Source organism: Methylocystis sp. Uni0008 (assembly GCF_056838045.1).
Map to the genome: position 1 here is coordinate 2785709 of NZ_CM166370.1, position 24428 is coordinate 2810136.

Annotated in this window: 29 protein-coding genes; 23 read left to right on the forward strand and 6 right to left on the reverse strand. The window is 64.1% G+C overall.

The genetic code is table 11. From position 1 onward, the window contains the following. The first annotated feature begins 3 nt into the window (after positions 1-3). The 23 genes from rpmC to AC0X69_RS14065 all read left to right on the forward strand — a co-directional run bounded on the left by rpmC (position 4) and on the right by AC0X69_RS14065 (position 13727). Positions 4-216, forward strand: coding sequence for a 50S ribosomal protein L29 (gene rpmC, locus AC0X69_RS13955; RefSeq protein ID WP_482608396.1), 213 nt, complete (start codon positions 4-6; stop codon positions 214-216). Positions 217-222: 6 nt separating this feature from the next. After that, positions 223-465, forward strand: coding sequence for a 30S ribosomal protein S17 (gene rpsQ, locus AC0X69_RS13960; RefSeq protein ID WP_482608397.1), 243 nt, complete (start codon positions 223-225; stop codon positions 463-465). 71 nt (positions 466-536) lie between these two features. Further along, entirely contained in the window at positions 537-905 is a 369-nt protein-coding gene (rplN, locus tag AC0X69_RS13965; RefSeq protein WP_138166882.1) for a 50S ribosomal protein L14, read from the forward strand. Beyond that, positions 905-1222, forward strand: coding sequence for a 50S ribosomal protein L24 (gene rplX / locus AC0X69_RS13970; protein ID WP_482608398.1), 318 nt, complete (start codon positions 905-907; stop codon positions 1220-1222). Before rplN ends, rplX begins: the two co-directional genes overlap by 1 nt. Next, entirely contained in the window at positions 1215-1931 is a 717-nt protein-coding gene (gene rplE, locus AC0X69_RS13975) for a 50S ribosomal protein L5 (protein ID WP_482608399.1), read from the forward strand. The genes rplX and rplE overlap by 8 nt, the downstream gene beginning before the upstream one ends. 47 nt (positions 1932-1978) lie before the next feature. Continuing rightward, positions 1979-2284, forward strand: a complete 306-nt coding sequence (gene rpsN, locus AC0X69_RS13980) for a 30S ribosomal protein S14 (protein WP_482608400.1) — start codon at positions 1979-1981, stop codon at positions 2282-2284. A 12-nt stretch (positions 2285-2296) separates the two neighbouring features. Beyond that, positions 2297-2695 carry a 30S ribosomal protein S8 gene (gene rpsH / locus AC0X69_RS13985; protein WP_482608401.1) on the forward strand — a complete coding sequence of 133 codons (399 nt, stop codon included), beginning with the start codon at positions 2297-2299 and terminating at the stop codon, positions 2693-2695. A 32-nt stretch (positions 2696-2727) separates the two neighbouring features. Further along, entirely contained in the window at positions 2728-3261 is a 534-nt protein-coding gene (rplF, locus tag AC0X69_RS13990; protein ID WP_482608402.1) for a 50S ribosomal protein L6, read from the forward strand. A 9-nt stretch (positions 3262-3270) separates the two neighbouring features. Continuing rightward, complete coding sequence (gene rplR / locus AC0X69_RS13995) at positions 3271-3633, forward strand: 50S ribosomal protein L18 (RefSeq protein ID WP_482608403.1); 363 nt, start codon at positions 3271-3273, stop codon at positions 3631-3633. 77 nt (positions 3634-3710) lie between these two features. Then, positions 3711-4277: a 30S ribosomal protein S5 gene (rpsE, locus tag AC0X69_RS14000; protein WP_482608404.1), complete on the forward strand. Its 567-nt coding sequence runs from the start codon at positions 3711-3713 to the stop codon at positions 4275-4277. A gap of 11 nt (positions 4278-4288) precedes the next feature. Then, positions 4289-4483, forward strand: coding sequence for a 50S ribosomal protein L30 (rpmD, locus tag AC0X69_RS14005; RefSeq protein WP_482608405.1), 195 nt, complete (start codon positions 4289-4291; stop codon positions 4481-4483). Positions 4484-4493: 10 nt separating this feature from the next. Next, entirely contained in the window at positions 4494-4970 is a 477-nt protein-coding gene (gene rplO, locus AC0X69_RS14010) for a 50S ribosomal protein L15 (protein ID WP_482608406.1), read from the forward strand. Between the two features lie 156 nt (positions 4971-5126). Further along, a complete protein-coding gene (gene secY, locus AC0X69_RS14015) occupies positions 5127-6467 on the forward strand; it encodes a preprotein translocase subunit SecY (RefSeq protein WP_482608407.1) in 1341 nt (446 codons plus the stop codon). Continuing rightward, complete coding sequence (locus tag AC0X69_RS14020; protein ID WP_482608408.1) at positions 6464-7051, forward strand: adenylate kinase; 588 nt, start codon at positions 6464-6466, stop codon at positions 7049-7051. Before secY ends, AC0X69_RS14020 begins: the two co-directional genes overlap by 4 nt. 210 nt (positions 7052-7261) lie before the next feature. Further along, on the forward strand, positions 7262-7630 hold the full coding sequence (gene rpsM, locus AC0X69_RS14025; protein ID WP_014890741.1) for a 30S ribosomal protein S13: 369 nt from the start codon (positions 7262-7264) through the stop codon (positions 7628-7630). Between the two features lie 135 nt (positions 7631-7765). Beyond that, positions 7766-8155, forward strand: a complete 390-nt coding sequence (gene rpsK, locus AC0X69_RS14030; RefSeq protein ID WP_014890740.1) for a 30S ribosomal protein S11 — start codon at positions 7766-7768, stop codon at positions 8153-8155. An 88-nt stretch (positions 8156-8243) separates the two neighbouring features. Beyond that, a complete protein-coding gene (locus AC0X69_RS14035; protein WP_482608409.1) occupies positions 8244-9263 on the forward strand; it encodes a DNA-directed RNA polymerase subunit alpha in 1020 nt (339 codons plus the stop codon). Positions 9264-9380: 117 nt separating this feature from the next. Next, a complete protein-coding gene (rplQ, locus tag AC0X69_RS14040; RefSeq protein ID WP_482608410.1) occupies positions 9381-9794 on the forward strand; it encodes a 50S ribosomal protein L17 in 414 nt (137 codons plus the stop codon). A gap of 262 nt (positions 9795-10056) precedes the next feature. Further along, entirely contained in the window at positions 10057-11544 is a 1488-nt protein-coding gene (locus AC0X69_RS14045) for a DegQ family serine endoprotease (RefSeq protein WP_482608411.1), read from the forward strand. Between the two features lie 7 nt (positions 11545-11551). Further along, positions 11552-11869 (forward strand): divalent-cation tolerance protein CutA, encoded by a 318-nt coding sequence (cutA, locus tag AC0X69_RS14050; protein ID WP_482608412.1) that lies wholly within the window; start codon positions 11552-11554, stop codon positions 11867-11869. Between the two features lie 93 nt (positions 11870-11962). Beyond that, positions 11963-12934 carry a signal peptide peptidase SppA gene (gene sppA, locus AC0X69_RS14055; RefSeq protein WP_482608413.1) on the forward strand — a complete coding sequence of 324 codons (972 nt, stop codon included), beginning with the start codon at positions 11963-11965 and terminating at the stop codon, positions 12932-12934. 48 nt (positions 12935-12982) lie between these two features. Further along, entirely contained in the window at positions 12983-13276 is a 294-nt protein-coding gene (ihfB, locus tag AC0X69_RS14060) for an integration host factor subunit beta (protein ID WP_482608414.1), read from the forward strand. Positions 13277-13385: 109 nt separating this feature from the next. Then, positions 13386-13727, forward strand: a complete 342-nt coding sequence (locus tag AC0X69_RS14065; RefSeq protein ID WP_482608415.1) for a LapA family protein — start codon at positions 13386-13388, stop codon at positions 13725-13727. Positions 13728-13746: 19 nt separating this feature from the next. Here AC0X69_RS14065 and AC0X69_RS14070 read toward each other — a convergent pair whose 3' ends face one another. From AC0X69_RS14070 to AC0X69_RS14095, 6 genes are all read right to left on the reverse strand, one after another. Beyond that, positions 13747-17046: an error-prone DNA polymerase gene (locus tag AC0X69_RS14070; RefSeq protein WP_482608416.1), complete on the reverse strand. Its 3300-nt coding sequence runs from the start codon at positions 17044-17046 to the stop codon at positions 13747-13749. After that, complete coding sequence (locus AC0X69_RS14075) at positions 17043-18410, reverse strand: Y-family DNA polymerase (RefSeq protein WP_482613405.1); 1368 nt, start codon at positions 18408-18410, stop codon at positions 17043-17045. Before AC0X69_RS14075 ends, AC0X69_RS14070 begins: the two co-directional genes overlap by 4 nt. Positions 18411-18501: 91 nt before the next feature. Continuing rightward, entirely contained in the window at positions 18502-19308 is an 807-nt protein-coding gene (locus tag AC0X69_RS14080; RefSeq protein ID WP_482608417.1) for a hypothetical protein, read from the reverse strand. Positions 19309-19571: 263 nt separating this feature from the next. After that, complete coding sequence (locus tag AC0X69_RS14085; protein WP_482608418.1) at positions 19572-21383, reverse strand: c-type cytochrome; 1812 nt, start codon at positions 21381-21383, stop codon at positions 19572-19574. Then, positions 21377-22519, reverse strand: a complete 1143-nt coding sequence (locus AC0X69_RS14090) for a catalase family protein (protein ID WP_482608419.1) — start codon at positions 22517-22519, stop codon at positions 21377-21379. Before AC0X69_RS14090 ends, AC0X69_RS14085 begins: the two co-directional genes overlap by 7 nt. Positions 22520-22576: 57 nt before the next feature. Continuing rightward, positions 22577-24382, reverse strand: a complete 1806-nt coding sequence (locus AC0X69_RS14095) for a di-heme-cytochrome C peroxidase (protein ID WP_482608420.1) — start codon at positions 24380-24382, stop codon at positions 22577-22579. Positions 24383-24428: the final 46 nt, after the last annotated feature.

Genomic DNA, 24428 nt, shown 5'->3' on the forward strand with positions numbered 1-24428 from the left:
GTGATGAAATCCAGACAGCGCCTCTCCGACATCAAGACGATGACCGAAGATCAGCTCAATGACGAAGTGCTGAAGCTCAAGAAAGAGCAGTTCAATCTGCGCTTCCAGAGGGCGACCGGCCAGCTCGAGAACACCTCACGCGTGCGCGTCGTCCGTCGCGACATCGCCCGCGCCAAAACCATCGCCGCGCAGAAGCGCGCCGAACAGCAGGGTTAAAGCGCCATGCCGAAGCGAATTCTCCAGGGCGTCGTCGTCAGCGACAAGCAGAACAAGACGGTGGTGGTGAAGGTCGAACGCCGTTTCACCCATCCGCTGTTCCAGAAGACGGTGCGCCGCACGAAGAACTATCACGCCCATGACGAGAACGGCGCGTTCAAGGTGGGCGACACGGTGACGATCGAAGAGACCGCGCCGATTTCGAAATTGAAGCGCTGGCGCGTCGTCGAAGACGCGGCCGAGGCGTAGTCTTAAAGAACAAACCGTCCGGACGAAGTCGGCGCAGCCGAAACCAGACCGGAATGAAAGGCGGGTAGGCCATGATACAGATGCAGACCAATCTCGACGTCGCCGACAATTCGGGCGCGCGCCGCGTGATGTGCATCAAGGTGCTGGGCGGCTCCAAGCGCAAATACGCTGGCGTCGGCGACATCATCGTCGTGTCGATCAAGGAAGCGATTCCGCGCGGCCGCGTGAAGAAGGGCGACGTGCTCAAGGCCGTCGTCGTGCGCACGTCGAAGGACATCAAGCGTTCGGACGGCTCCGTCATTCGCTTCGATTCGAACGCCGCCGTTCTGATCAACAATCAGAAGGAGCCGATCGGCACCCGCATCTTCGGACCGGTGCCGCGCGAGCTGCGCGCCAAGAACCACATGAAGATCATTTCGCTCGCCCCGGAGGTTCTGTAATGGCCGCCAAAATCAAGAAGGGCGACAAGGTCGTCGTTCTCGCCGGCCGCGACAAGGGCCGCAGCGGCGAAGTGCTGCGCGTGATCCCGAGCGAGGGCCGCGCGGTCGTCGACGGCGTCAACATGGTCAAGCGCCACCAGCGCCAGACCAAGGATCGCGAAGCCGGCATCATCAACAAGGCCGCGCCGATCGATCTGTCGAATCTCGCGCTCGCCGATCCCAAGGACGGCCGGGCCACGCGTGTCGGATTCAAGATTCTCGACGACGGCCGCAAGGTCCGCGTCGCCAAGCGTTCCGGAGAATTGATCGATGGCTGAGGAAAAGAAGCCGAAGGCCGAAAAGCCCGCAAAGGCTCAAAAGCCGGCCGCCGAAGGCGCGGAGGCGAAGAAGGCCGCCGCGAAGTCCGCCGAAAAGCCCGCCGCGAAGGAAAAGCCGGCGAAGGCCGAGGGCGACGCGCCCGCGAAGGCGCTGGGCGACGGCGCTTATACGCCGCGCATGAAGAAGCATTACGACGAAGTCGTGCGCGAGGCGCTCACCCAGCAGTTCGGCTACAAGAACGCGCTTGAAGTGCCCACGATCGAGAAGATCGTGCTCAACATGGGCGTCGGCGAATCCGTCAACGACAGCAAGAAGGCGTCGGCGGCGGCCGCGGATCTCGGCCTCATCGCCGGTCAGAAGCCGGTCGTCACCCGCGCGCGCAAGGCAATTTCGACCTTCAAGCTGCGCGAGAACATGCCGATCGGCGCGAAGGTCACGCTGCGCAAGACGCGCATGTACGAGTTCCTCGACCGGCTGATCACCGTCGCTCTGCCGCGCGTGCGCGACTTCCGCGGATTGAATCCGAAGTCCTTCGACGGACGCGGCAATTACGCGCTCGGCATCAAGGAGCACATCGTGTTCCCCGAGATCGACTACGACAAGGCCGAATCGATCCTTGGCATGGACGTCATCGTCTGCACGACCGCCAAGACCGACGAAGAGGCGCGCGCCTTGCTGAAGGCGTTCAATTTCCCGTTCCGGCAGTGAGGGCTTAACGGCTCCTCAAACGCGGATACCGAAAGGCGAAACTGGTAATGGCGAAGAAAAGCGCGATTGAGAACAACAAGCGGAAGCAGAAGCTCGTGAAGGCCTATGCGGGCCGGCGCGCGCGGCTGAAGGCGGCGGCGAAGGACAAGTCGCTGAGCGTCGAGGAGCAGTTCGAGGCGCGTCTCAAGCTCGCAGAGCTCCCGCGCAATTCCGCGGCCATTCGTGTGCGCAACCGCTGCGAAATCTCAGGGCGTCCCCGCGCCTTTTATCGCAAGCTGAGAATGTCCCGTATCGCGCTGCGCGAGCTTGGCTCCCGTGGCCTGGTGCCGGGCCTTGTGAAGTCGAGCTGGTAAGGAGAGCGGCAAATGGCGATCAACGATCCATTGGGCGATCTCCTCACCCGCATCCGCAATGCGCAGATGCGCCGTAAGGACAAGGTGTCCTCCCCCGGCTCCAAGCTGCGCGCGCATGTGCTCGACGTGCTGAAGGAAGAGGGCTATATCCGCGGCTATAGCAGCACCGACTTTGGCAACGGCCGCACCGAGTTCGAGATCGAACTGAAGTATTTCGACGGCGAGCCGGTCATCAAGCAGATCGAGCGCGTGTCGCGTCCGGGCCGCCGCGTCTATGCGGCGGTCGGCGCAGTGCCGCGGGTCGCGAACGGCCTTGGCGTCACCATCGTGTCGACGCCGAAGGGCGTGATGGCCGATCACGCGGCGCGCGAAAACAATGTCGGCGGCGAGGTGCTGTGCAAGGTCTTCTAGACCTTGCGCCTCATCAAACAGGATTTGCAACAATGTCTCGTATCGGCAAGAAGCCTGTCGTCGTTCCCGCCGGCGTCACCGCCAAGGTGGACGGCCAGCTCGTGCAGGTGAAGGGCGCGAAAGGCCAGCTGGAGTTCCTGGTTCCCGACGACGTTTCCGTCGTCCAGCAGGACAACGCCATCAAGGTCGACCCGCGCAATGAAACGAAGCGCGCCCGCGCGCTGTGGGGCACGTCGCGCGCGCAGATCAACAATATCGTCGTCGGCGTGACGACGGGCTTCGAGAAGAAGCTCGAGATCACGGGCGTCGGCTACCGCGCCGCGGTGCAGGGCAAGACCCTGCAGCTCGCGCTCGGCTATTCGCATGACGTGAACTATCCGATCCCGGCCGGCATCGCGATCGTGACGCCGAAGCCGACGGAAATCACCGTCAGCGGCATGGACAAGCGTCAGGTCGGCCAGGTCGCGGCTGAAATTCGCGCGCTGCGCGGCCCCGAGCCCTACAAGGGCAAGGGCGTCAAATACGCCAATGAATTCATCTTCCGTAAGGAAGGCAAGAAGAAGTAAGGACCCGCCATGGCCAGGGATGTCAAAGTCGAACAGCGTCGCAAGGCGCGCGTGCGCCGGGCGATCCGTGAGCGCGCCAATGGGCGTTTGCGCCTGTCGGTGTTTCGCTCGTCGAAGCAGATCTATGCGCAGATCATCGATGACGAGAAGGGCGCGACGGTCGTCGCCGCCTCTTCGCTCGAGAAGGCGAATCGCGAGGGTCTGAAGACCGGCGCGGACGTCGAGGCGGCGAAGGTCGTCGGCAAATTGCTCGCCGAGCGCGCCGTCGCCAAGGGCGTCAAAGAGGTCGTCTTCGACCGCGGCGCATACATGTATCACGGCCGCGTCAAGGCGCTGGCCGACGGCGCCCGCGAGGGCGGTCTGGAGTTCTAAGGCCTTCTCCCGCGCGCGGGAGAAGGATGACGCGAAGCGAGCGGCGCATAAGCGCCGCGCAAGTGACGGAAGAGAAAATGGCGCGTGATGGAGAAGGCGGTCGCGGCCGCGATCGTGAGGAGCGCGACAGCGAATTTGTGGATCGTCTGGTCCACATCAATCGCGTCGCCAAGGTGGTGAAGGGCGGCCGTCGGTTCGGCTTCGCCGCGCTCGTCGTCGTCGGCGACCAGAAGGGTCGCGTCGGCTTTGGGCATGGCAAGGCGCGCGAAGTGCCGGAGGCGATCCGCAAGGCGACGGAAGCGGCCAAGCGCGCGCTGATCCGCGTGCCGCTGCGCGAAGGCCGCACCTTGCACCATGACGTTCAGGGACGACACGGCGCGGGCCGCGTCATTCTGCGCGCGGCGCCGGCAGGCACGGGCATCATCGCGGGCGGCCCGATGCGCGCCGTCTTCGAAACGCTCGGCATGCATGATGTCGTGGCGAAGAGCCAGGGTTCGTCGAACCCCTACAACATGATCCGCGCCACCTTCAATGCGCTCGGCCGCGAGGATTCGCCGCGCTCCGTCGCGGCGCGGCGCTCGTTGAAAGTCTCGGTGCTTCAGTCGCGCCGTCAGGGCGTCGACGCCGACGCCGTCGACGCGTAAGGAGGCGAGCCATGACCAAGAGCAAGCAGCAGATCGTGGTCGAGCAGACCGGCAGCCCGATCGGCCGTCCCGAACGTCAGCGCCGTACGCTTCTCGGCCTCGGCCTGACGCGCATCGGCCGCCGCCGCGCGCTGGAAGACACGCCGGCCGTGCGCGGAATGATCGCCAAGGTGGCGCATCTCGTCAAAATCGTCGACGAGAAGTGAGGACGCGGCCATGAAACTCAACGAACTTTCCGACAATCAAGGCGCAAGCAAGAACCGCATGCGCGTCGGCCGGGGCATCGGCTCCGGCAAGGGCAAGACCGGCGGGCGCGGCGTCAAGGGCCAGAAGGCGCGCACCGGCGTCGCGATCAAGGGCTTCGAGGGCGGTCAGATGCCGCTGCATCGGCGCCTGCCCAAGCGCGGATTCTACAATCCGTTCTCGATCGACTACAACGAGGTCAATCTCGGGCGCATTCAGCAGGCCGTCGACGCCGGCAAGCTCGACGCCAGCGCGCCGGTGACGGTGGATTCGCTGCTTGCGGCGGGCGTCGTCACCAAGCCCCGCGACGGCGTGAAGATCCTCGGCCAGGGCGAGTTGAAGACGAAGCTCGCCTTCGAGGTTTCGGCGGCCTCGAAGTCGGCGGTCGCCGCCATCGAGGGCGCGGGCGGCTCGGTGAAACTTCTCGCCGGCGAGTCGCCGGCCCAATAACCAAAAAGCGCGGCCGCTCTCGCATGAGCGGCTGCGCTGTTTTATATCAAGCGCTCCACGGGGAGCGGGCGCGCCTCGCGCGACGCGCTGCGCTCCAAGCGCTCCGCCCAACAAAAATGCGTCGTGTCGACAGCGGCGCGACAGGGGAGTTCCTACATGGCATCGGCAGCCGAGCAGCTCGCGGCCAACGTCAATCTCTCCGCCTTCGGCAAATCCGAGGAATTGAAGAGGCGCATCTGGTTCACGCTGGGCGCGCTGATCGTCTATCGTCTCGGCACTTACGTGCCGCTGCCGGGCATCGATCCCGAAGCCTTCGCCAAGAGCTTCTTCGGCCAGTCGAAGGGCATGCTCGAACTCTTCAACATGTTCGCCGGCGGCGCCGTGCAGCGCCGCGCGATCTTCGCGCTGAACATCATGCCGTATATTTCGGCGTCGATCATCATCCAGCTGCTGACGTCGGTCATTCCGACGCTGGAATCGCTGAAGAAAGAAGGCGAGCAGGGCCGCAAGGTCCTCAATCAATATACGCGCTACCTGACCGTCGCGCTGGCGACCTTCCAGGCCTACGCGATGGCGATCGGACTCGAAGGCCAGCAGGGCGTCGTCACCGACCCGGGCATCTTCTTCCGCATCACGACGGTCGTGACGCTTGTCGGCGGCACGATGTTCCTGATGTGGCTTGGCGAGCAGATCACCTCGCGCGGCATCGGCAACGGATCCTCGCTCATCATCTTCGCGGGCATCGTCGCGGCGTTCCCCTCCGCCATCGTCTCGACCCTGGAGCTGGGACGCCAAGGCGCGATCTCGACAGGGCTGATCATCGCGGTAATGGTGATGTCCTTCGCCGTCGTCGGCTTCATCGTCTTCATGGAGCGCGCGCAGAGGCGGCTGCTGATCACCTATCCCAAGCGCCAGCACGGCAATCGGGTGTATGAGGGACAGACCTCGTTCCTGCCGCTGAAGCTGAACACGTCCGGCGTCATTCCGCCGATCTTCGCGTCCTCGCTGCTGCTGTTGCCGACGACCGTCGCGAATTTCTACCAGTCCACCGGCAGCGAAAGCATTTTCGCGACCATCTCCGCCTACTTCGGGCATGGCCGGCCGCTGTATATGCTCGCTTATGTCGGATTGATCGTGTTCTTCGCCTTCTTCTACACGGCGATCGTGTTCAATCCGGTCGAGACGGCTGACAATCTCAAGAAGCATGGCGGCTTCCTGCCCGGCATCCGCCCCGGCGAGCGCACGGCGAAATTCATCGACGACGTGCTGATGCGGATCACCGTGCTCGGCGCGGCCTATCTCGCGATCATCTGTCTCATCCCCGAGGGGTTGATCGCCTACGCCAATCTGCCGTTCTACTTCGGCGGCACGTCGCTGCTCATCGTCGTCAGCGTCACCATGGACACGGTGGCGCAGATCCACGGCCATATGCAGGCGCAGCAGTACGAGGGGCTGATCCGCAAGACCAAGCTTCGCGGCGGGAAGCGCGCCCGATGAGGCTGGTGCTGCTCGGTCCGCCGGGGGCCGGCAAGGGCACGCAGGCGACGCGTCTGGTCGAAAGGCACGGGGCGCCGCAGCTTTCGACCGGCGACATGCTGCGCGCCGCCGTCGCGGCGAAAACGCCGATCGGATTGAAGGCCAAGGAGATCATGGACGCCGGCGCGCTGGTGCCCGACGAGGTCGTGATCGGCCTGATCGACGAACGGCTCGATTCGCCAGACTGCGCCGGGGGCTTTATCCTCGACGGCTTCCCGCGCACCGTGGCGCAGGCAGAGGCGCTGCAGAAGCTGCTCGAGCGCCGGGGCCTGTCGCTTGACGCCGTGCTCGAGCTCGTCGTCGACGAAGGGGCGCTCGTCGACAGGATGCGCAAGCGCGTGGACGAAACCCGCGCCGCAGGCGGCGCGGTGCGCGCCGACGACAATCCTGAAAGCTTCAAGACGCGGCTCGAAGCATATCGCGCCCAAACCGCCCCGGTCTCGGCGCACTACGCCAGCCGCCGCGAACTGACCAGAATCGACGGCATGGCGCCGATTGACGAGGTCACGGCGGCGATCGACCGGGCCCTCTCGAGCGGCGGCTAGGTATTTTTCGTGAAGCCGCTTGACCCTTTAGGCATTCGCCCCTAAATAAGCGGTCTTCACGTTGTTGAACAGGCGGCTCCGGCTCCCGGAACGGGGGGCGGGGCCTGTTTTCGTATGAAAACGGTTCGCAAGCGTCCGCAAGGGCCGGACTCCACCGGACGCGGGCGTCATCCCGGAGCCTAGCGCTCCCTCCCAAATGGAGAGACTAAAGTGGCCCGTATTGCAGGCGTCAACATCCCGACAAATAAGCGCGTCGTCATCGCGCTCCAATATATCCACGGCATCGGCGCCAAAAAGGCGGCGGAGATCTGCGAGAAGGTGAGCATCCCCGCCGAGCGTCGCGTCGCCCAGCTCACCGACGCCGAAGTCCTGCAAATCCGTGAGACGATCGACCGCGATTACATGGTCGAGGGCGATCTGCGCCGTGAGGTCGCGATCAATATCAAGCGCCTGATGGATCTTGGCTGCTATCGCGGCCTGCGTCATCGTCGGCAGCTTCCCGTGCGCGGCCAGCGCACGCACACCAACGCCCGCACCCGCAAGGGCAAGGCGAAGCCGATCGCCGGCAAGAAGAAGTGATCGTCCGTTAGGACGATCATCCCCGGACTTGATCCGGGGATCGCAACCGCATGGATGGCCGGGACAAGCCCGGCCATGACGACTGAAATCCCTAGCGCCTGGAACTACGGGCGCGTTTGAAGGACGCAAAACACTATGGCTAAAGACACAACGCGCGTTCGTCGCCGTGAGCGCAAGAACATCGTTTCCGGCGTCGCGCATGTGAATTCGACGTTCAACAACACGATGATCACCATCACCGACGCGCAGGGCAACACTGTGTCCTGGTCGTCCGCAGGTTCGATGGGCTTCAAGGGCTCGCGCAAGTCGACGCCCTACGCCGCGCAGATGGCCGCCGAGGACGCCGCCCGCAAGGCAGGCGAGCACGGCGTGCGGACGCTCGAAGTCGAAGTCTCGGGCCCGGGCTCCGGTCGCGAGTCGGCGCTGCGCGCGCTGCAGGCGGCGGGCTTCACCGTCACGTCGATCCGCGATGTGACGCCCATTCCCCATAACGGCTGCCGGCCGCGCAAGCGCCGCCGCGTCTGAGACATTTCAGATTGTCTGATTTGATTTCGCGCGGCGCGCGGCGCATGCCCGGACGCCGCATTCAGGAGCTTCAAGGAAAGGCCTCCACGTGAGCATCCAGAAGAACTGGCAGGAACTCATCAAGCCGAACAAGCTCGAAGTCACGGCCGGAGACGATCCAAAGCGCGTCGCGACCGCCGTCGCCGAGCCGCTGGAGCGCGGCTTCGGCGTGACGCTCGGCAACGCTTTGCGCCGCATCCTGCTCTCGTCCTTGCAGGGCGCCGCGATCACGTCGATTCATATCGACGGCGTGCTGCATGAGTTCTCGTCGATCCCCGGCGTGCGCGAGGACGTGACCGACATCGTCCTCAACATCAAGGACATCGCCATCAAATATCAGGGCGAGGGCATGAAGCGCCTGACGCTCAAGAAGACGGGACCGGGAGTCGTCACTGCCGGCGACATCCAGTTGTCGGGCGATGTGCAGATCCTGAATCCCGAACTCGTCATCTGCACGCTCGACGAAGGCGCCGAGATCCGTATCGAATTCACTGTCGCCACCGGCAAGGGCTATGCGCCGGCGGACCGCAACCGCGCCGAAGACGCGCCGATCGGCCTGATTCCGATCGACAGCCTTTATTCGCCGGTCAAGAAGGTCAGCTATCGCGTCGAGAACACCCGCGAGGGCCAGGTTCTCGACTATGACAAGCTGACGCTGACCGTCGAAACCAACGGCGCGATCACTCCCGAGGACGCGCTCGCCTTCTCGGCGCGCATTCTGCAGGATCAGCTCAACGTCTTCGTCAACTTCGAGGAGCCGCGCCGCGAGGAGGCCGCCCCGTCGATTCCGCAGCTCGCCTTCAATCCGGCGCTGCTGAAGAAGGTGGACGAACTCGAACTTTCGGTGCGTTCGGCGAACTGCCTGAAGAACGACAACATCGTCTACATCGGCGACCTCATTCAGAAGTCGGAAGCCGAAATGCTGCGCACGCCGAACTTCGGCCGCAAGTCCTTGAACGAGATCAAGGAGGTGCTGGCGCAGATGGGTCTGCATCTCGGCATGGAAGTTCCCGGCTGGCCGCCGGAGAACATCGACGATCTGGCGAAGAGGTTCGAAGAGCATTACTGACGGCAAGCGTCAGTCGGGCTTCGGCAGTCCGATTCGACTGCCGAGCGCCTAACGCCGACTGCCGATAATCGACGGCCGTTCCTTGGCACGGCGGCCGCATAAGCAACGGAGAGCCACATGTATCACGGTCACAAGAAGCGCCGCTTCGGGCGCACGCATGAGCACCGCAAGGCGATGTTCGCCAATATGGCGCAGGCGCTCATCAAGCATGAGCAGATCGTCACGACGCTGCCGAAGGCGAAAGACCTTCGCCCCGTCGTCGAGAAGCTCGTGACGCTCGGCAAACGCGGCGACCTTCATGCGCGTCGCCAGGCGATCGCCCAGATCAAGGACGTCAAACTCGTCGGCAAGCTCTTCGAGGTGCTCGGCCCGCGCTACAAGGACCGCAACGGCGGCTACACGCGCGTGCTGAAGGCCGGCTTCCGCTACGGCGACAATGCGCCGCTCGCGGTCATCGAATTCGTCGACCGCGACGTGGACGCCAAGGGGCAGGACTCGGGGCCGGCGCAGGTCGAAGAGGCGGCGGCGTAGCCGCGGATCTGACCGGATCAAGAAAAAAGCGCGGCGTCGTCCCCGGTTTTCGGGTTCGACGCCGAAAACGTCTCAGGCCTCGGGAAGCGTGCCTGGCGGCGTTTGGGAGCCTGGGGAACCTCGCGCAGGCGGGCGTGACGCCAGAATTTGGGCTGCCGATCACTGCCGTGGCGAGTCTTCGCAAGCTGGCCTGCGCGCGTTCTTACCGTTCCGCCCCTTTGCGTTTATATAGGCGCCGGAGAATTCTGCTACGGAGCGCTTCATGAACATTTCGGCGCGACAAATGTTTGCTGCGGCGCTTGCCGGCGCCCTCGCGGTTTCCTTCGCTTCAGCGCGCGCCGAAGTCTCCAGCGACACGATTCAGGCGGGCCAGTCGCGACCGCCCGGCCGCGTCGAAAGTTTTACCCCGCCGGGATCTGATCGCGCCGTTCCGACAAGCCGCGGCGAGCTGATTTATTCCTTTGCCCCCATCGTCAAGAAGGCGCAGCCGGCCGTCGTCAACGTCTTTGCGTCGCGCGTCGAGCGCATGCCCGCCAATCCGCTGTTCAACGATCCGATCTTCCAGCGCTTTTTCGGCGAGGGCGGCGGCATGCCCGGGCGCAACATGGCGCAGTCGCTCGGCTCCGGGGTCATCGTCGATCAAAGTGGTCTTGTCGTCACCAACAATCATGTCATCGAAGGCATGACGGACGTGAAGGTGGCGCTCGCCGACAAGCGTGAATTCTCGGCGAAGATTTTGCTGCGCGACCCGCGCACCGATCTCGCGGTGTTGAAGCTCGCGGACGGCGCGAATTTTCCGGTAATGGAGCTGGGCGATTCGGATGCGCTTGAAGTCGGCGATCTGACGCTCGCGATCGGCAATCCTTTCGGGGTCGGTCAGACGGTGACGCAGGGCATCATTTCGGCGCTTGCCCGCACCCATGTCGGCATCAGCGATTATGGCTTCTTCATCCAGACCGACGCGGCGATCAATCCCGGCAATTCGGGCGGACCGCTCGTCGACATGAACGGGCGCGTCGTCGGCATCAACTCCGCGATCTTCTCGAAGTCCGGCGGTTCTGTGGGCATCGGCTTCGCGATTCCGGTCAACATGGTCAAGAGCGTGATCACAGCCGCGAAAGGCGGCGGCAAGCAGGTGCGGCGGGCCTGGATGGGGGCGTCGCTGCAGACGCTGTCGCAGGAGATCGCCGAGGGGCTGGGGCTCGATCGGCCCACGGGCGCGCTGCTCGCTGACGTGGACCCGAAGGGGCCGTCGGCGGAAGCCGGCCTCAAACGCGGCGACGTCATCATTTCGGTCGACGGCCAGACAGCCGATGATCCCGAGGCGGTCGGCTATCGGCTCGCGACAAAGCCGCTCGGCGGAGAGGCGACGCTCGGCGTGCTGCGCGGCGGCAAGAAGATTTCCACGCAGATCCGTCTGACGCCGGCGCCCGAGAATCCGCCGCGCGACGCCGTGAAAATAAAAGGCCCATCGCCCTTCTCCGGCGCCACCGTGGTCAATATCTCCCCGGCGGTCATCGAAGAGATGTCCGTACAGGGAACGACGAACGGCGTCGTCGTTGCCGAGGTCGACGACGGCTCCTACGCGCAGCAGCTCAATCTGCAGCGTGGAGACATCATTCTCGCGGTCAACGATCAAAAGATCGGAACCACGCGCGACCTGGCGAATGTAACGGCCGGGCGCTCCTATTACTGGAAGATCATGCTGGCGCGGGGCGGGCAGGTGTTCACCACCGTGATCGGCGGCTGAGACCGGCATGAGCGCGCTTGCGATTCTCGTGACGACGATCGACGATGAAGAAAAGGCGCGCGCTCTTGCCCGTGCGGCGCTCTCGGCGAAGCTCGCCGCCTGCGTTCAGATGCATCCCGTTCTCAGCCATTACGTCTGGAAAGACGAGATGCGCCAAGAACGCGAATATATGCTGCAGATGAAAGCGCGCGGAGATGACTATCCCGCGCTTGCCGAACTGGTTCGCCGTCTGCATAGCTATGAGACGCCGGAAATATTGCGTATCGACGTCGCCGAGGCGGACCGGGATTATCTCGCCTGGGCGATGGAGGCCACGCGACGGTAAGCGTGGCGCGGGACGTCTTTCAAATCGGAGATCGCGGCATTACCTTCCTGCGCGGCGACGCTCTGCCCTTAAGCCAGCAATCGGGATCTTCCGATGTCAACACCCACCGATTATTTCGTTGATCGCCGCAGAATGCGCCGCAAGCTCGGTTTTTGGCGCCTTGTCGCGCTCGTCGCTTTGGGCGTGGCGGGTCTCGTCGCCGTGGTGCGGCTCGGCGGCGCCGAGTCAGCCGATAAGCTCACGCCGCATGTGGCGCGCCTTGAAGTGCAGGGCGTCATCACGGGCGACGACGACACGGTCGATCTGATCAGAAAAATCGGATCGTCGAGCCAGGCGAAGGCTTTGCTGCTCGAGATCGAGAGCCCCGGCGGCACGACGACCGGCGCCGAACGGCTTTACGAAGAGCTGCGGCGCGTCGCCGAAAAGAAGCCTGTCGTCGCCGTCGTCGGCACGGTGGCCGCCTCGGGCGCCTACATCGCCGCCCTCGCCGCCGACACGATCGTTGCGCGCGGCAATTCGCTCGTCGGCTCGATCGGCGTGCTGTTCCAGTATCCCAACGTCTCGAAGCTGCTCAACAATTGGGGTGTCGAGGTCGAGACGATCAAGTCCTCGCCGCTCAAAGCCGCGCCGAACGGGTTCGAACCGACGAGTCCGGCGGCGCGGGAGGCGGTGGCCAGCCTTGTCGCCGACTCCTATGCCTGGTTCAAAGGCCTCGTCCAGCAGCGGCGCAATCTCAATGACGCCGAGCTCGCGCAAGTCTCCGACGGGCGCGTGTTCACGGCGCGCCAGGGCGTGCCCCTCAAGCTCGTGGACGTCATTGGCGGCCAGCGCGAGGCCATCGAGTGGCTTGTGGCCAACAAGGGGATCGCGAAAGACCTTCCGGTGCGCGAATGGAAGAAGAAATCCAGCCTCGAACGGCTTGGACTCGTCGGCGCCGCAGCGGGCGTCGCGCGGGTCGCGGGACTGGAGACGGTTGCTGGATTTTTGGAAAAGTCCCTGCTGCTCGAACGGAGCGGCGAGCTTGACGGCCTATTGGCGATTTGGCAGCATTCGGACGCCAACTGACTCGGGCGTCGCGGATTTGTTTTCGACGCCAACATATTGGATCGGCTCATGATCAAGTCGGAACTCATTCAACGCATCGCGCGGCGAAACGGTCATCTGTACCAGCGCGACGTCGAGACGATCGTCAGCACGATTCTTGACGAAATCACCTCCGCCCTGGCCCGGGGCGATCGCGTTGAGTTGCGGGGCTTCGGCGCTTTTTCTGTTAAGAAGCGCGATGCGCGCACCGGCCGCAATCCGCGCACCGGCGCGCAAGTCTCGGTGCAGCAAAAGAGCGTGCCGTTCTTCAAGACCGGCAAAGAGATGCGCGAGCGCCTCAACGAGAATTATCAGGGCGGGTGAGCCGACCCGGAACGGCTGCGTCCTCGGCCTGGGACGCGCTGCGGCATGCGGCGGCTAATTGTGGCGGCTGCCCCGAGGCGTTGCGCGGCGCCGGCAAGAGGGAAATGTTATGAAGTCCATCCTGCGCGTCATCATCTTCGTTCCGCTGGCGCTCATCATCCTGTTTTTTTCCATGGCCAATCGCGGATCGGTGCGCATCGGGCTCGATCCCTTTGCGCCGAACGACGGCTCGGGTCTTTCTTTCGAGGCGCCGATTTTCCTCGTCGTTCTGGCGTCCATCGCGATCGGGGTGCTCGCGGGCGGGATCTCGTCCTGGCTCGGACATCTGTCGGTGCGGCGCGCCGCGAAGGTCGCACGCGCCGAAGCGCGCAAAACGCGCGTGGAGATCGAGAAGCTGCGCCAGCAGGCGTTGGCGAGCTTGCCGGCCGATAAGCGGCTGAAGAGCAGTTGAGCGGCTCTCCCGCCGCGTTTTAATGAAAGTCCCGCGACTTCGGCAGGATTCGCACATTGGGCGGATGTTTGACGCGCGGATGCTGCGGATGAACGAATTCGTCGGCGCGCGACAGGACGATTTCCGGACGATGCGCGTCTGACAGTCTGTTGAGATCCTGGCTGCGGTCGATAATGCGCTGCGCCATCAGATGCACGACATTCTCGGGGCTTTTCTGCACTCGTCCTTCCACCAGCATGAGATGTGACGCCATGGCTTCGCGGCGATAGCGCTCGAAGAGCCGCGCCCAGATGACGATATTGAGAATGCCGGTTTCGTCTTCGAGCGTGACGAAAATGGCGTTGCCCTGTCCCGGCCGCTGCCGCACCAGCACGACGCCGGCGCCGCGCGCAAAGGCGCCGTCGGCGAGCGCCGTAACTTCCGCACAAGACATGATCCGATCGCGCGTGAAAATGGGCCGCAGCACCGCCATTGGATGCGCTTTCAACGACAGCCGCAACGTTTGATAATCGGCCGCGACATGTTCGCCGAGCGACATCTGCGGCAGCAGCGGATCTTCTTCCTTGGCGAGTTCGCGCGCGTCCGCGGCGGCAAAGAGCGGCAGGGGTTTCGCGTCCGGCAGACGCCGCACGGCCCAGAGCGCGTCGCGACGGTCGCTTTGCAAGGAGCGGAAAGCGTCAGCGTCGGCGAGCGCCCGCATCGTCGCGGCGTTGAGCGCCGCGCGCCGCGCGAGATCTTCGACGCTGTCATAGGGTTTCGTCCGCGCTTTGACGATGCGTTTCCCTTCGCTCTCATGCACGCCGTCCGCCTGCCGAAAGCCGAGGCGCAGCGCCAACGTTCCATCTTTTGCGCGCTCCAGCGTATTGTCCCATTCGCTGAAATTCACGTCGACGGCGCGCGCGTCGACGCCATGCTCGCGCGCGTCGCGCACGATCTGCGCCGGCGCATAAAAGCCCATCGGCTGCGAATTGAGCAGCGCGCAGGCGAAGATCGCCGGATAGTGGCATTTGATCCAGGAGGAGATGTAGACGAGCTTGGCGAAGGACGCGGCGTGGCTTTCGGGAAAGCCATAAGAGCCGAAGCCCTTGATCTGCTCGAAACAGCTTTGCGCGAAGTCGCGGTCATAGCCGCGCGCCGCCATGCGCTCGACCATCAGCGCCTCGAATTGATGGATGGTTCCGACATTGCGGAAGGTCGCCATCGCGCGCCGCAGACGATTGGCTTCGACGTCGGAGAATTTCGCGGCGACCATGGCGAGCTTCATCGCCTGCTCCTGAAAGAGCGGCACGCCCTTGGTCTTTTCGAGCACCTTGCGCAATTCGTCCGCCGGTCCGTGCTCTGGCGCCGGCGAGGGATAGGTGACCGGCTCGCTTCCGGAGCGTCGGCGCAGATAAGGATGCACCATATTGCCCTGGATCGGCCCCGGACGAACGATCGCCACCTGAATGACGAGATCGTAAAATTCGCGCGGCTTCAAGCGCGGCAGCATGTTCATCTGTGCGCGGCTCTCGACCTGAAAGACGCCGATCGAGTCGCCCCGACACAGCATGTCGTAGGTCACCGCGTCCTCGACCGGCACGTCGGCGAGGCCCATGTCCTTTCCTTCATGGGCGCGCAGATAGTCGAAACATTTGCGGATGCAGGTGAGCATGCCAAGCGCGAGCACGTCGACCTTCATCAGCCCGAGCGCGTCGATGTCGTCCTTGTCCCATTCGATGAAGGTGCGCTCCGGCATGGCGGCGTTGGCGATGGGCGTCAGTTCGTCGAGACGCCCGCGCGCGAGGACGAAACCGCCAACATGCTGCGAGAGATGGCGCGGAAAGCCGAGCAGCCGCGTCGCGAAATGAATGGCGCGGCGGATGACGGGATTTTCGGGATCAAGTCCGGTCTGGCGGATATAGGCCTGCGGAATGTCGGAGCCCCAGCTGCCCCATTGCGTGCTGGCGAGCGCGGCGGTCACGTCCTCGGTCAGTCCGAAGACCTTGCCAACTTCGCGAATGGCGCTGCGCGGCCTGTAGCTGATGACGGTTGCGACGAGTCCCGCGCGCTCGCGGCCGTATTTCGCGTAAATATGCTGGATGATCTCCTCGCGCCGCTCATGCTCGAAATCGACGTCGATGTCGGGCGGCTCCTTGCGCTCCTGCGAGATGAATCTGGCGAAGAGCAGATCATTCTCCGCCGGATCGACGCAGGTGACGCCGAGCACATAGCAGACGGCGGAATTGGCGGCTGAGCCGCGCCCCTGGCAGAGAATTCCCTTGTCTTCGGCGATCCGCACGATGTCGTGAATGGTGAGGAAATAACGCGCGTAGTCGAGCGTCTCGATGAGCGCCAGCTCCTCGCGCAGGAGTTTCTCGACCTTCTCCGGCACGCCTTGCGGATAGCGCATCGCCGCGTGGCGATAGGTCAGCTCCTCGAGCCATTCCTGAGGATTGCGGCCTGGCGGAACGGGCTCGTCCGGATATTCATATTTCAACTGGTCGAGCGAGAAATCGACGCGCGCGAGAAAAGATTGCGTCTCCTCGATCGCCTGTGGCGCGTCGGCAAAGAGACGGATCATTTCGTCGGGCGTCTTCAAATGGCGCTCGGCGTTGACCTCCAGCCGGCGTCCGGCTTGCGCAAGCGTCACGCCTTCGCGAATGCAGGTCATGACGTCTTGCAGATCGCGCTGGCCGGGATCGGCGTAAAGCGCGTCATTCGTCGCCAGCAAAGGCGTCTGCGTTCGCGCGGCGATCTCTTGCAGTTTTGCAAGACGCCGCCTGTCGTCGCCGCGCCGCGGCATGGTCGCGCCGAGCCAGACGTCGCCTTGCGTAAGATCGTTGAGACGCGCGAGCGTCGATGGCAGGCGCGAGAGGTTGCGCGAAGGCATGACGATCAGCAGCAGATCGCGCGCGGCCTGCGCGAGATCGTCAAAATAAAGACGGCAGTCGCCCTTTTTGGCGCGCAGATTCCCTGTCGTGAGCAGCCGCGTGAGCCTTCCCCAGCCGTCGCGATTTTGCGGATGAACCACGATGTCGGGCGTCTCGTCGGCGAAGACGAGCCGCGCGCCAACGACGAGCTTGAAGGATTGGACGCGCTCTGGGGTAAGTTGCGCGAGAAGCGCCGCATCATCGCCAGCCGGCGGATCGCTCAGCTTTTCTTGCAGCTCCTTAAGCGCCGCATAGGCGCGCACGACGCCGGTGACGCTGTTGCGGTCGGCGACGCCAATGCCGCTATGGCCGAGCAGCAGCGCCGTCAGCGCCATGTCGCCAGGATGCGACGCGCCGCGCAGGAAAGAAAAATTCGTCGCCGCGACGAGTTCGGCGTAAGGCGCGCTCATGCGAAGAGCCCATGCAGGAACCAGCGCGGCGCGGCGGTTTCGCTTTCATAGAGGCCCTCGCGAAACACCCAGAAGCGATGGCCTTCGCGGTCCTCCAGCCGATAATAGTCGCGCGTTTGCCTTTCGCGGCCGACTGCGTTGCGCCACCATTCCGGGGCGATGCGCTCCGGCCCTTCGGCGCGGGCGATCATGTGGCGCACGCGCCGCCATTTGAAATGCATCGGCGGTCCGTCCGGCGTCTCAGCCATCGTTTCGATGGGCTGCGGCGGATCGAACAGGAACAGCGGCCGCAAGGGCGGCTCGCCCGGCTCCGGCTTCGGCCAGGAAGGCCGAAAAGAAGCATACGCGGCGGCGTAAACATAGGAGGCGGCGCGCACGGGATCATGCGTCTCATGCGCCGCAAAGCGCAGCACGCGTTCGCGGCCAAAGCGCGCCGCGAGGCGATCGACGAGATCGGCGACGTCGCTGTCCTGCGCGCCCTGCCGATCGAAGCCGGTCTGGCTTTGCGCCAGAGTTTCGGCGCGCAGGACGCAAAAGCGGATGACGTCGAAGCCGTAGCCGGGATCGAGCGGATCGGCGAGCGAGTCGGCCTTGAGCCTGAAGAGCCGCAGAAGCGCCTCGACATTGCGCGAGGGCGCGCCGGTTTCGAAATGCACGGCCGCAACGGCGCCGTCGGTGCGAAAGAAGCGCGCTTCAAACGCGCGGCCGCCCTCGCCGCGCTTTTCCAGAATGCCGGCCGCTTCCGCGATCAGCGGGCGCAGAACATTCTCTATCGCAGAAAGATCGAGGAAGGGCTCGGCGAAACGCCGCTCGACCATGCATTCCGGCAAGGGCCGCAAGGGCGTGATGCGCGCGTCTTCGCGTCCCAGAATGCGCGTCAGCCGACGCATCGTCTCAGCGCCGAAACGCGCCGTCAGCGCGGCCGAGGAGCGATCGGCGAGATCGCCCAATGTCGTAAGTCCCGCGCGCGTCAGCGCCACGCTCGTCTCCCTTGGCGCTTCGAGCGCGGCGATGGGCAGCGGGCGGGTGAAATTTTCATCTTCGCCCGGAGGCGTGACGACCTCTTGGCCAAAACGCGCCAGGGCGCGCGCCGCCTCGGGCGTTCCGGCGACGGCGGCGCGGCCGGTAAAGGAGAGCCGCGCCATCGCCTGCAGGACGCAGGCCCGCATCGCCGCTTCGCCGCCGAAAAGATGCGCGCAGCCGGTCGCGTCGAGCATGAGGCCGCAGGGCGGATCGAGCGCCACGAGCGGCGTGAACTGTTCGCAAAAGGCGGCAAGCCGCAGCATCAGCCGCTCGTCCGCCTCCGCGTCGGCCTGGGCGACGGCAAGATGGGGCGCGCGGGCGCGCGCGTCGGCGAGCGTCATGCCTGGCGTCAGGCCGAGCGCGATCGCCTTTCGATCGAGCGCGTCGATGCGCAGCGCGCTGCGCTCTTTCTTGACGAGAATAAGCGGCGCGTCATCCGAACTTGCGTTCGGCTGTCTGCGGCGCGTCTTCGCCAGGCGCTCCGCCGACAGGAAGGGGAGCCACAGGGCCAGATAGCGACGATGCGTCGAATGTTCTGTCCTCGAAGGCGCCACGGTCACGGTTCCACTCCACACGCCACGCATGCCACTCTTGCCCCGCCGCGCCGCCACGCTGGCGCAGCAGAAAAATCGTAAAAGCCGCGGACCCCGGCGCATTCGCTCCGAGCGCGCGGGAAGGCGCGGCGCGCACGAGCCAGCGGCTCGCGGCGGCGCTCGGCGCAGGGGAGGCGGCGACGCGCGCGATAAAGATCGGCGCGCCGGCGGCGGCGGCGGCCATAGCGAGGCGCCGGCTCGCGGTCAGGTCATAGGCGCGCGCGTCGCCGAAGAGTTCGATCAGCGTCGCGCCCACAGTTGCGCAGCGTCCGGCTTCGGCGCCCGCCTGCAGCGCCTCCCTGGCGTCGCGCACGCGGATGAGGGCGACGGCGGCAGGGTCGAGGCCGATGTCGGCGAGGCCCGGCGGATAGGGCGCGCCGGATTCGGCGCTCAGCGCCTCCTGCCGCGCCCAGAGCAGCGGCTTCTCTTCCCCCGCCATCGCGCGCCTGGCGAGCGCCAGGGCGAAGCCCGTCGCCGCCGGGGCGTCGGCGCCAGTCTCGGCATAGGCCTCGTGCAGCGCCGCGCGGAGAATCCCGCCGCCAAGCCGCCGATCGAGGCTTTCCGCGCCGAGCGCGATCATCTCGGAAGTTGCGGAGGGATAGGCGCAAGCCAGGCTTTTCCGCAGCGACGCCAGCGGATGGGTCATCTCTCGTGTTCCTGTTATGTTCTTATAATGACTCGCCACACGGGAGAGTCAAGGCGGGGTGAGAGACGGAAGGGCTCCCACCGCGTCATGGCCGCGCTTGTCGCGGCCATCCACGCGACGACACGCAAATGTGAGAACATGAGACGAATATACACCGCCCCCGCGCGATGCGTTTCGCGATGTCCCGGCGTGGATGCCCGGCACAAGGCCGGGCATGACGGCTGTAGGACGGCTGGCGCCCGACCTCGGTTGGCGTTCGAATGTCACCTCGTCTTCAGATATTCGACGATAGCCATGGCGCCGTCGACGTCGTCCGACCAATCGAGCTTCAGCGTCTTGCCGTCCTCGACGACGTCCTTGTCATGCCCCTTGTTGGAGAGCGCCGGAAAGGACGTCGTGTCGAAACGATAGCCCTCGCGCGAAAGCGTCTGCGCCGGCTCCCAGGAAAAGCCGACGAGCTTCCTATCGTAATCAAGCCGGCTCTTGACGAAGACGGCCGGTCGCTCGCGCGGCGCGAGGAGATGATAGAGCGTCGGCACTGAGCCGTTGTGCAGATAGGGGGCCTGCGCCCACACGCCGCCAAGCGGCAGCGCGTTATAGCCCTCATGCGCCTTCGGATCGGCCATTGAGACGTCGGCGCGGTTCTCCAGCGACACGTCTTCGAACTTCGCGCAGGGCGCGACTCGGTCGCCCGCGGGCGGCATCTCGACGACTCTCGTCGGCGGACAAATCTTCGTGAAGCTGTCGCGGGCGTTTTTCGCGATCGCGTCGCTGACGACGCGCGCGCGGCCGAGATCCGTCCCGAGGTCGTAAACCTTGCCGTTATGCGGGCGGTGGCACGCCGCGCAGTTCTCCTCGAACAGCGCCGCGCCCTTTTTCGCCAGCGCAAGATCGACGGGGAAGGGATAGACCAGCGCCGGCAGGCCGCGCAGCAGATCCTCGCTGAAGGCGGCGATGCGAATATCGGTGTCGGGTCCGAGTCCGAGCGTCAATTCGGCGGCGAGATTGCGGAAGATCGGAATCGGGATGTTGCCGTTCCATTGTCCGCCGCCATCGATCAGCTGCGCGTGATCCGGCGACCAGCGCGCCAGACGCTTCTCCTGCTCCCATACGGCCATGAAGTCGGTGATGCCCGGCGTGGGCGGCAGGCTGGTCTTCGGATCGGGATTTTCGCCGCGCGCCTCGGCGGCGGCGTAAGCCATCGACGTGCTGACGCCGGTCGCGTCGGCCATTCCGCCGAAGCCCTGCGTCATCTGCTCCTCGAAACCCTTGTAGTTCTTGTAGACGAGGTCGAGCAGAGAAACATATTCGAGCCCGGCCCGCGTCAGGAATTTGCCGACGATCGCCGGCGCATCCTGCATGAAGAGCTCGATCTGACGCGTCTCATAGGCGGCGTCGAAGCGGCGGCCAGCGAAAGAGTAATTCTTGTAGAAGAAATTCCCGTCTTGCGCATGAGCCGCGTCGAGCGCAACGAGAATGGCGCGCGTCGCGCGTTCGATCTTCTCTTCGGGCGTTGTCGCGTCCGCGGTGATCCTCTTGATCGTGTTTTTCACTCTGACGCGATATTGAACGAGGTTGAACTGCGCGTTCACGCCGCCGTCGAGATAGCGCAGACTGCCGTCTTCGAGACGCACCCGACCGATGTGGCAGGCGCCGCAACTCAAAGCCGCGTAATCGACGGCGCCGTTCGGATTGTCACGCGACAGTCCTGTCCAGCCGAAGCCGCGCGCGATGGGGTAGGTCGGATCGCGCTCGTCGATGAAGAGCCCGGCGACGTCGAGAAAATTATCCGCGCTTCCCCATTCTTCCGGCGCGAGCTTCGGCAGCAGCTTCAGAATGATGAACGGAGTCCCGTCGGTAAGGCCAAAGGGAAAATCCGCAAACCAGCGATAGGCGATCGGCTTGCGGCTGATATAGGCGTCGAGCGCCTTCAGTCTTTTTTCCTGCTCGGCGCGCCACTCGCCGCCGGAAGGCGCCGTTTGCGCGAAAGCCGGCCCCACGAGAGCAGCCTGTGACGCCAGCGCCGTACATACGACAAGCGAGATGCGCGCCGCGCGCGTGAGACGCGTCACCATGGCCATTTCGGAAACCCCGTCGGCTCTTTGGGCTGGGACCGGAACTTCGAGGAGGCGATATAGACGTCGCGTCGCAGCCGGTTGATGCCGCCGATCGGTTGATGCGCCGTCAGTCCGTGCCATGGCGTAAACGCCATATGCTCGCATTCGGTCACCTGATAGGGATTGTCGAAATCCTGCGGGTCGATTTCGATCATTGCGACCTTCTGCGTCGGCGCCGTGGCCTCCGGCCATTCGGCGGTCGCGTCTTCGATCGGCAGCGACTCGTCGTTTCGCAGCTGCACGCTGAAATCGAAGACGGCGGGCTTGCCAATCGCGGGATCGAGGCTCTTCTTCATTGCTTCCCGCAGATAATTCGTGCTTGGATTTGCCGGCACGGGCGTCTTTTCCGCGCTTCTCGGCGCCACGCTGAACTTTGCGACCTTGTCGGGGCCATAAAGAAACGGCGCGGCGGAGAAATAAGGACTCTCCAGCGGATTGCCGACGTTGGTCTGCTTGATCTTCGTGACGACCGCAATCGTCTTCAATCTTTCGGGCGACAAGGGCGGCGCAAAAAACGACGTGATGTCGTCGCGTTTTGCGAGCTGAATTTTCGTGACTTCCAGATATTCGGAAACGTTCGGGAAGGCGAAGCCGGGAAGGTTGATCAGCAGAAAATCCTGCGTCTTCGCGCCGGGTTCGTTTAAGAGCGTATCGCCTTCGACGCCGATCAGTTTGATCGCCATGCCGCGACTGTCGGGACCGTTCTTGCCGAGATCGGGCGCGAGAAAGGGCGTTGCGTTGGAGAAGCGAATCCAGGCCGGATATTTTTTTCCCGGCGTCGCGAATACGCCGGCTCGATAATTTTGAGGGATGTCTGGATTGACGGTAAATGTCGCTCTGACGCAGCCGTGATCCTTTGGATGCACGCCGCGCCGCGCCATCCCTTCCGGGTAGCGCATCTGCAGAAGCTGCGTGGTGAGCGCGATGATCTGCCCGATCTGCTCGCTTTCGCCCTGCGGCGCTTTCTCGAATTTGGTGAGCGGGGCCACGGGAGCCGCGGCTTTCGCTTCTTCGGCGCGGGCGGCTTCGCGCGGACTTGCTGAGACCGCCATCAGCATCGCGGTCGCGATGGACGCGCTCCGTCTTGTCGTCATTTTGCCCTCCCCTCAAAATCTTTGATTGGTATTGCGCGCGCTCAAGAACGGCGCACGCTAAAGGGTCTTCAAATATTCGAGCAGCGCTTTCTTCTCCTCGGCCGACAGGCTTACGCCAAATTCGTGACCGCAATGGCCGTCGCCAGTTGGCGCGCGCGGATCGACGCAATCATCGCTCGGCTGCGTATAGTTGAACTTTGTCTGCTCGGTCGCCAGGCCCACATTGACGATGTCATATGCCGGCCCGACCTGGAAGCGTGACGCGCGCTCTTTCGCAGGCTTGAGGAGTTCTACGAGCGACGCGACGGAGCCATTGTGCAGATAGGGCGCCGCAGCCCAGATCCCCTGAAGCACGCGCGCCTCATAGCCGGGCGGCGGCTTGATCGTCCCGGGCGGCGGCGGATACGCGCCCTTCAGCTGCGAAAGCGTCTCCTTGATCTTTGGCGTCATCAGCTTCTCTGCGATTCGCGCCTTCAGCAGGGGTTTCGCGAAGGCGACCGCGTCATCGGCCTTCAGCAGCGCCTGCTCTACGCGCGCGCGCAACCTGGGATCGATGCGAACGCCGGGAAAATAGTATTGAAGAACCGCGCCGCGCACGGCCACGCCGAGCACATTAGCGATCGCTTCATTCTCCCCTTTCAGAGGCTCCATCAGAAAGGGAATCGATGCGCCCGTAAGCACGCCGGTGCTGACGGTTGTCCGCTTAAGGTTGAGCAGTTCTTTCGCGTCAGTTCCAATTTCGCCTATGGGCGTTATGGGCGTCACCCAATTGCCATTCGGCAGCTCCTGTATGCCATGACATTCGGCGCAGCCGCCCTTGTCTTTTGGCCGCGCAAAAATCGCCTTGCCTGTCGCCGCGAGATTGCGATCGACGGGCCATGGCCATCGCGGGGGACCCAGTCGCTCGATCGACTGCTCCAGCGACAGCAGGCCGGCGAAATTCGCCGAATTGTCTGCGTCGTAATCGAAGCCGAGAGGACGCGCGTCGTTCTGTTTGGGATGAAAGATCCCGAAGACGCCATAGACTTCGCCGAGATTGCGCGAGAGGGCCAGGATCGTGTTGCCGTTCTCGGCGAAGCCGGGCCACTGCGTGCGATCTTGAATCGATGCGTTCCAAAGGAAGGGCGGGCGGACAGGCGCATCCGCGGGCTTCATGTTCTCCTTCAGGATGAACGTCGGCGGCGGCCCGATGTCGAGACCGGCGACGCGATTGAAGATCATGCCGACGGCGTCGAGACGTCCAAGGCCCCAAGGTTTGGCTTTCAGCAGCCCTTCCTGGGTGATCGCGTCGAACGGCGCCGACCACTCTTCGACGGCCTTGCGGAGCGCCGCGATCTGTTGCGGCGACGGCGAGGCGCCAAGCGCCGATTTCGCGAAGTCTGCAAAGCTCTGCTCGCTGGCGAGCGCGCGATGGACCGCCGCGTTGAGCTCCGCCCAGAAGGCGCCGAGGTCGGCGATCGCCGGACCGCCGTCGATTCGATAGGCCTTGCCCTCGACCTCGATTTGACGCGTGTGACAGGCGGCGCAGGTCAGACCGACGACGTCACCCTCTTTCTCGCGCGCGACGCTGAATCCGATCGGCAGACCTCTTTGTGGATTGGCGTCGTCCGGAAGATAGCCGTATCGCGCCAAGCCGTCGGCAAGGAAAGTCTCGCCGTTAGGGTGCTTAAGCGCTTTAAGCCAGGCCAGGGGAATAAGTCGCGAGCCCTGATCGCGGCTGTAGAAATTTTTGCGGACGGCTTCGGTCCATGTCAATCCCTGATCTACTTTGATGGGCGCGGTCGACTGTGCAAAGCAATTGCTCGCTGCGACGATGAGTCCAGCCGCGGCGAAGCTCGCCGCGCGCAGCTTTTTCGGAAACATGGTTTCGCTCCCACCCGAATCGATGAAATTGAAAACGACAGCCTCT

Excerpts from the sequence above, each read along its gene's own strand:
- sppA (WP_482608413.1), top strand. The coding sequence starts at position 11,963 with ATGTCAACACCCACCGATTATTTCGTTGATCGCCGCAGAATGCGCCGC.
- ihfB (WP_482608414.1), top strand. The coding sequence starts at position 12,983 with ATGATCAAGTCGGAACTCATTCAACGCATCGCGCGGCGAAACGGTCAT.
- rpsH (WP_482608401.1), top strand. The coding sequence starts at position 2,297 with ATGGCGATCAACGATCCATTGGGCGATCTCCTCACCCGCATCCGCAAT.
- rplX (WP_482608398.1), top strand. The coding sequence starts at position 905 with ATGGCCGCCAAAATCAAGAAGGGCGACAAGGTCGTCGTTCTCGCCGGC.
- AC0X69_RS14080 (WP_482608417.1), bottom strand. The coding sequence starts at position 19,308 with ATGACCCATCCGCTGGCGTCGCTGCGGAAAAGCCTGGCTTGCGCCTAT.
- AC0X69_RS14085 (WP_482608418.1), bottom strand. The coding sequence starts at position 21,383 with ATGGTGACGCGTCTCACGCGCGCGGCGCGCATCTCGCTTGTCGTATGT.
- cutA (WP_482608412.1), top strand. The coding sequence starts at position 11,552 with ATGAGCGCGCTTGCGATTCTCGTGACGACGATCGACGATGAAGAAAAG.
- AC0X69_RS14070 (WP_482608416.1), bottom strand. The coding sequence starts at position 17,046 with ATGAGCGCGCCTTACGCCGAACTCGTCGCGGCGACGAATTTTTCTTTC.
- AC0X69_RS14090 (WP_482608419.1), bottom strand. The coding sequence starts at position 22,519 with ATGACGACAAGACGGAGCGCGTCCATCGCGACCGCGATGCTGATGGCG.
- rplF (WP_482608402.1), top strand. The coding sequence starts at position 2,728 with ATGTCTCGTATCGGCAAGAAGCCTGTCGTCGTTCCCGCCGGCGTCACC.
- AC0X69_RS14095 (WP_482608420.1), bottom strand. The coding sequence starts at position 24,382 with ATGTTTCCGAAAAAGCTGCGCGCGGCGAGCTTCGCCGCGGCTGGACTC.
- AC0X69_RS14045 (WP_482608411.1), top strand. The coding sequence starts at position 10,057 with ATGAACATTTCGGCGCGACAAATGTTTGCTGCGGCGCTTGCCGGCGCC.
- rpsQ (WP_482608397.1), top strand. The coding sequence starts at position 223 with ATGCCGAAGCGAATTCTCCAGGGCGTCGTCGTCAGCGACAAGCAGAAC.
- rplN (WP_138166882.1), top strand. The coding sequence starts at position 537 with ATGATACAGATGCAGACCAATCTCGACGTCGCCGACAATTCGGGCGCG.
- rpsE (WP_482608404.1), top strand. The coding sequence starts at position 3,711 with ATGGCGCGTGATGGAGAAGGCGGTCGCGGCCGCGATCGTGAGGAGCGC.
- rplO (WP_482608406.1), top strand. The coding sequence starts at position 4,494 with ATGAAACTCAACGAACTTTCCGACAATCAAGGCGCAAGCAAGAACCGC.
- rplQ (WP_482608410.1), top strand. The coding sequence starts at position 9,381 with ATGTATCACGGTCACAAGAAGCGCCGCTTCGGGCGCACGCATGAGCAC.
- rpmD (WP_482608405.1), top strand. The coding sequence starts at position 4,289 with ATGACCAAGAGCAAGCAGCAGATCGTGGTCGAGCAGACCGGCAGCCCG.
- rplE (WP_482608399.1), top strand. The coding sequence starts at position 1,215 with ATGGCTGAGGAAAAGAAGCCGAAGGCCGAAAAGCCCGCAAAGGCTCAA.
- AC0X69_RS14065 (WP_482608415.1), top strand. The coding sequence starts at position 13,386 with ATGAAGTCCATCCTGCGCGTCATCATCTTCGTTCCGCTGGCGCTCATC.
- secY (WP_482608407.1), top strand. The coding sequence starts at position 5,127 with ATGGCATCGGCAGCCGAGCAGCTCGCGGCCAACGTCAATCTCTCCGCC.
- AC0X69_RS14020 (WP_482608408.1), top strand. The coding sequence starts at position 6,464 with ATGAGGCTGGTGCTGCTCGGTCCGCCGGGGGCCGGCAAGGGCACGCAG.
- AC0X69_RS14075 (WP_482613405.1), bottom strand. The coding sequence starts at position 18,410 with ATGACGCTCGCCGACGCGCGCGCCCGCGCGCCCCATCTTGCCGTCGCC.
- rpsK (WP_014890740.1), top strand. The coding sequence starts at position 7,766 with ATGGCTAAAGACACAACGCGCGTTCGTCGCCGTGAGCGCAAGAACATC.
- rpsN (WP_482608400.1), top strand. The coding sequence starts at position 1,979 with ATGGCGAAGAAAAGCGCGATTGAGAACAACAAGCGGAAGCAGAAGCTC.
- rplR (WP_482608403.1), top strand. The coding sequence starts at position 3,271 with ATGGCCAGGGATGTCAAAGTCGAACAGCGTCGCAAGGCGCGCGTGCGC.
- rpmC (WP_482608396.1), top strand. The coding sequence starts at position 4 with ATGAAATCCAGACAGCGCCTCTCCGACATCAAGACGATGACCGAAGAT.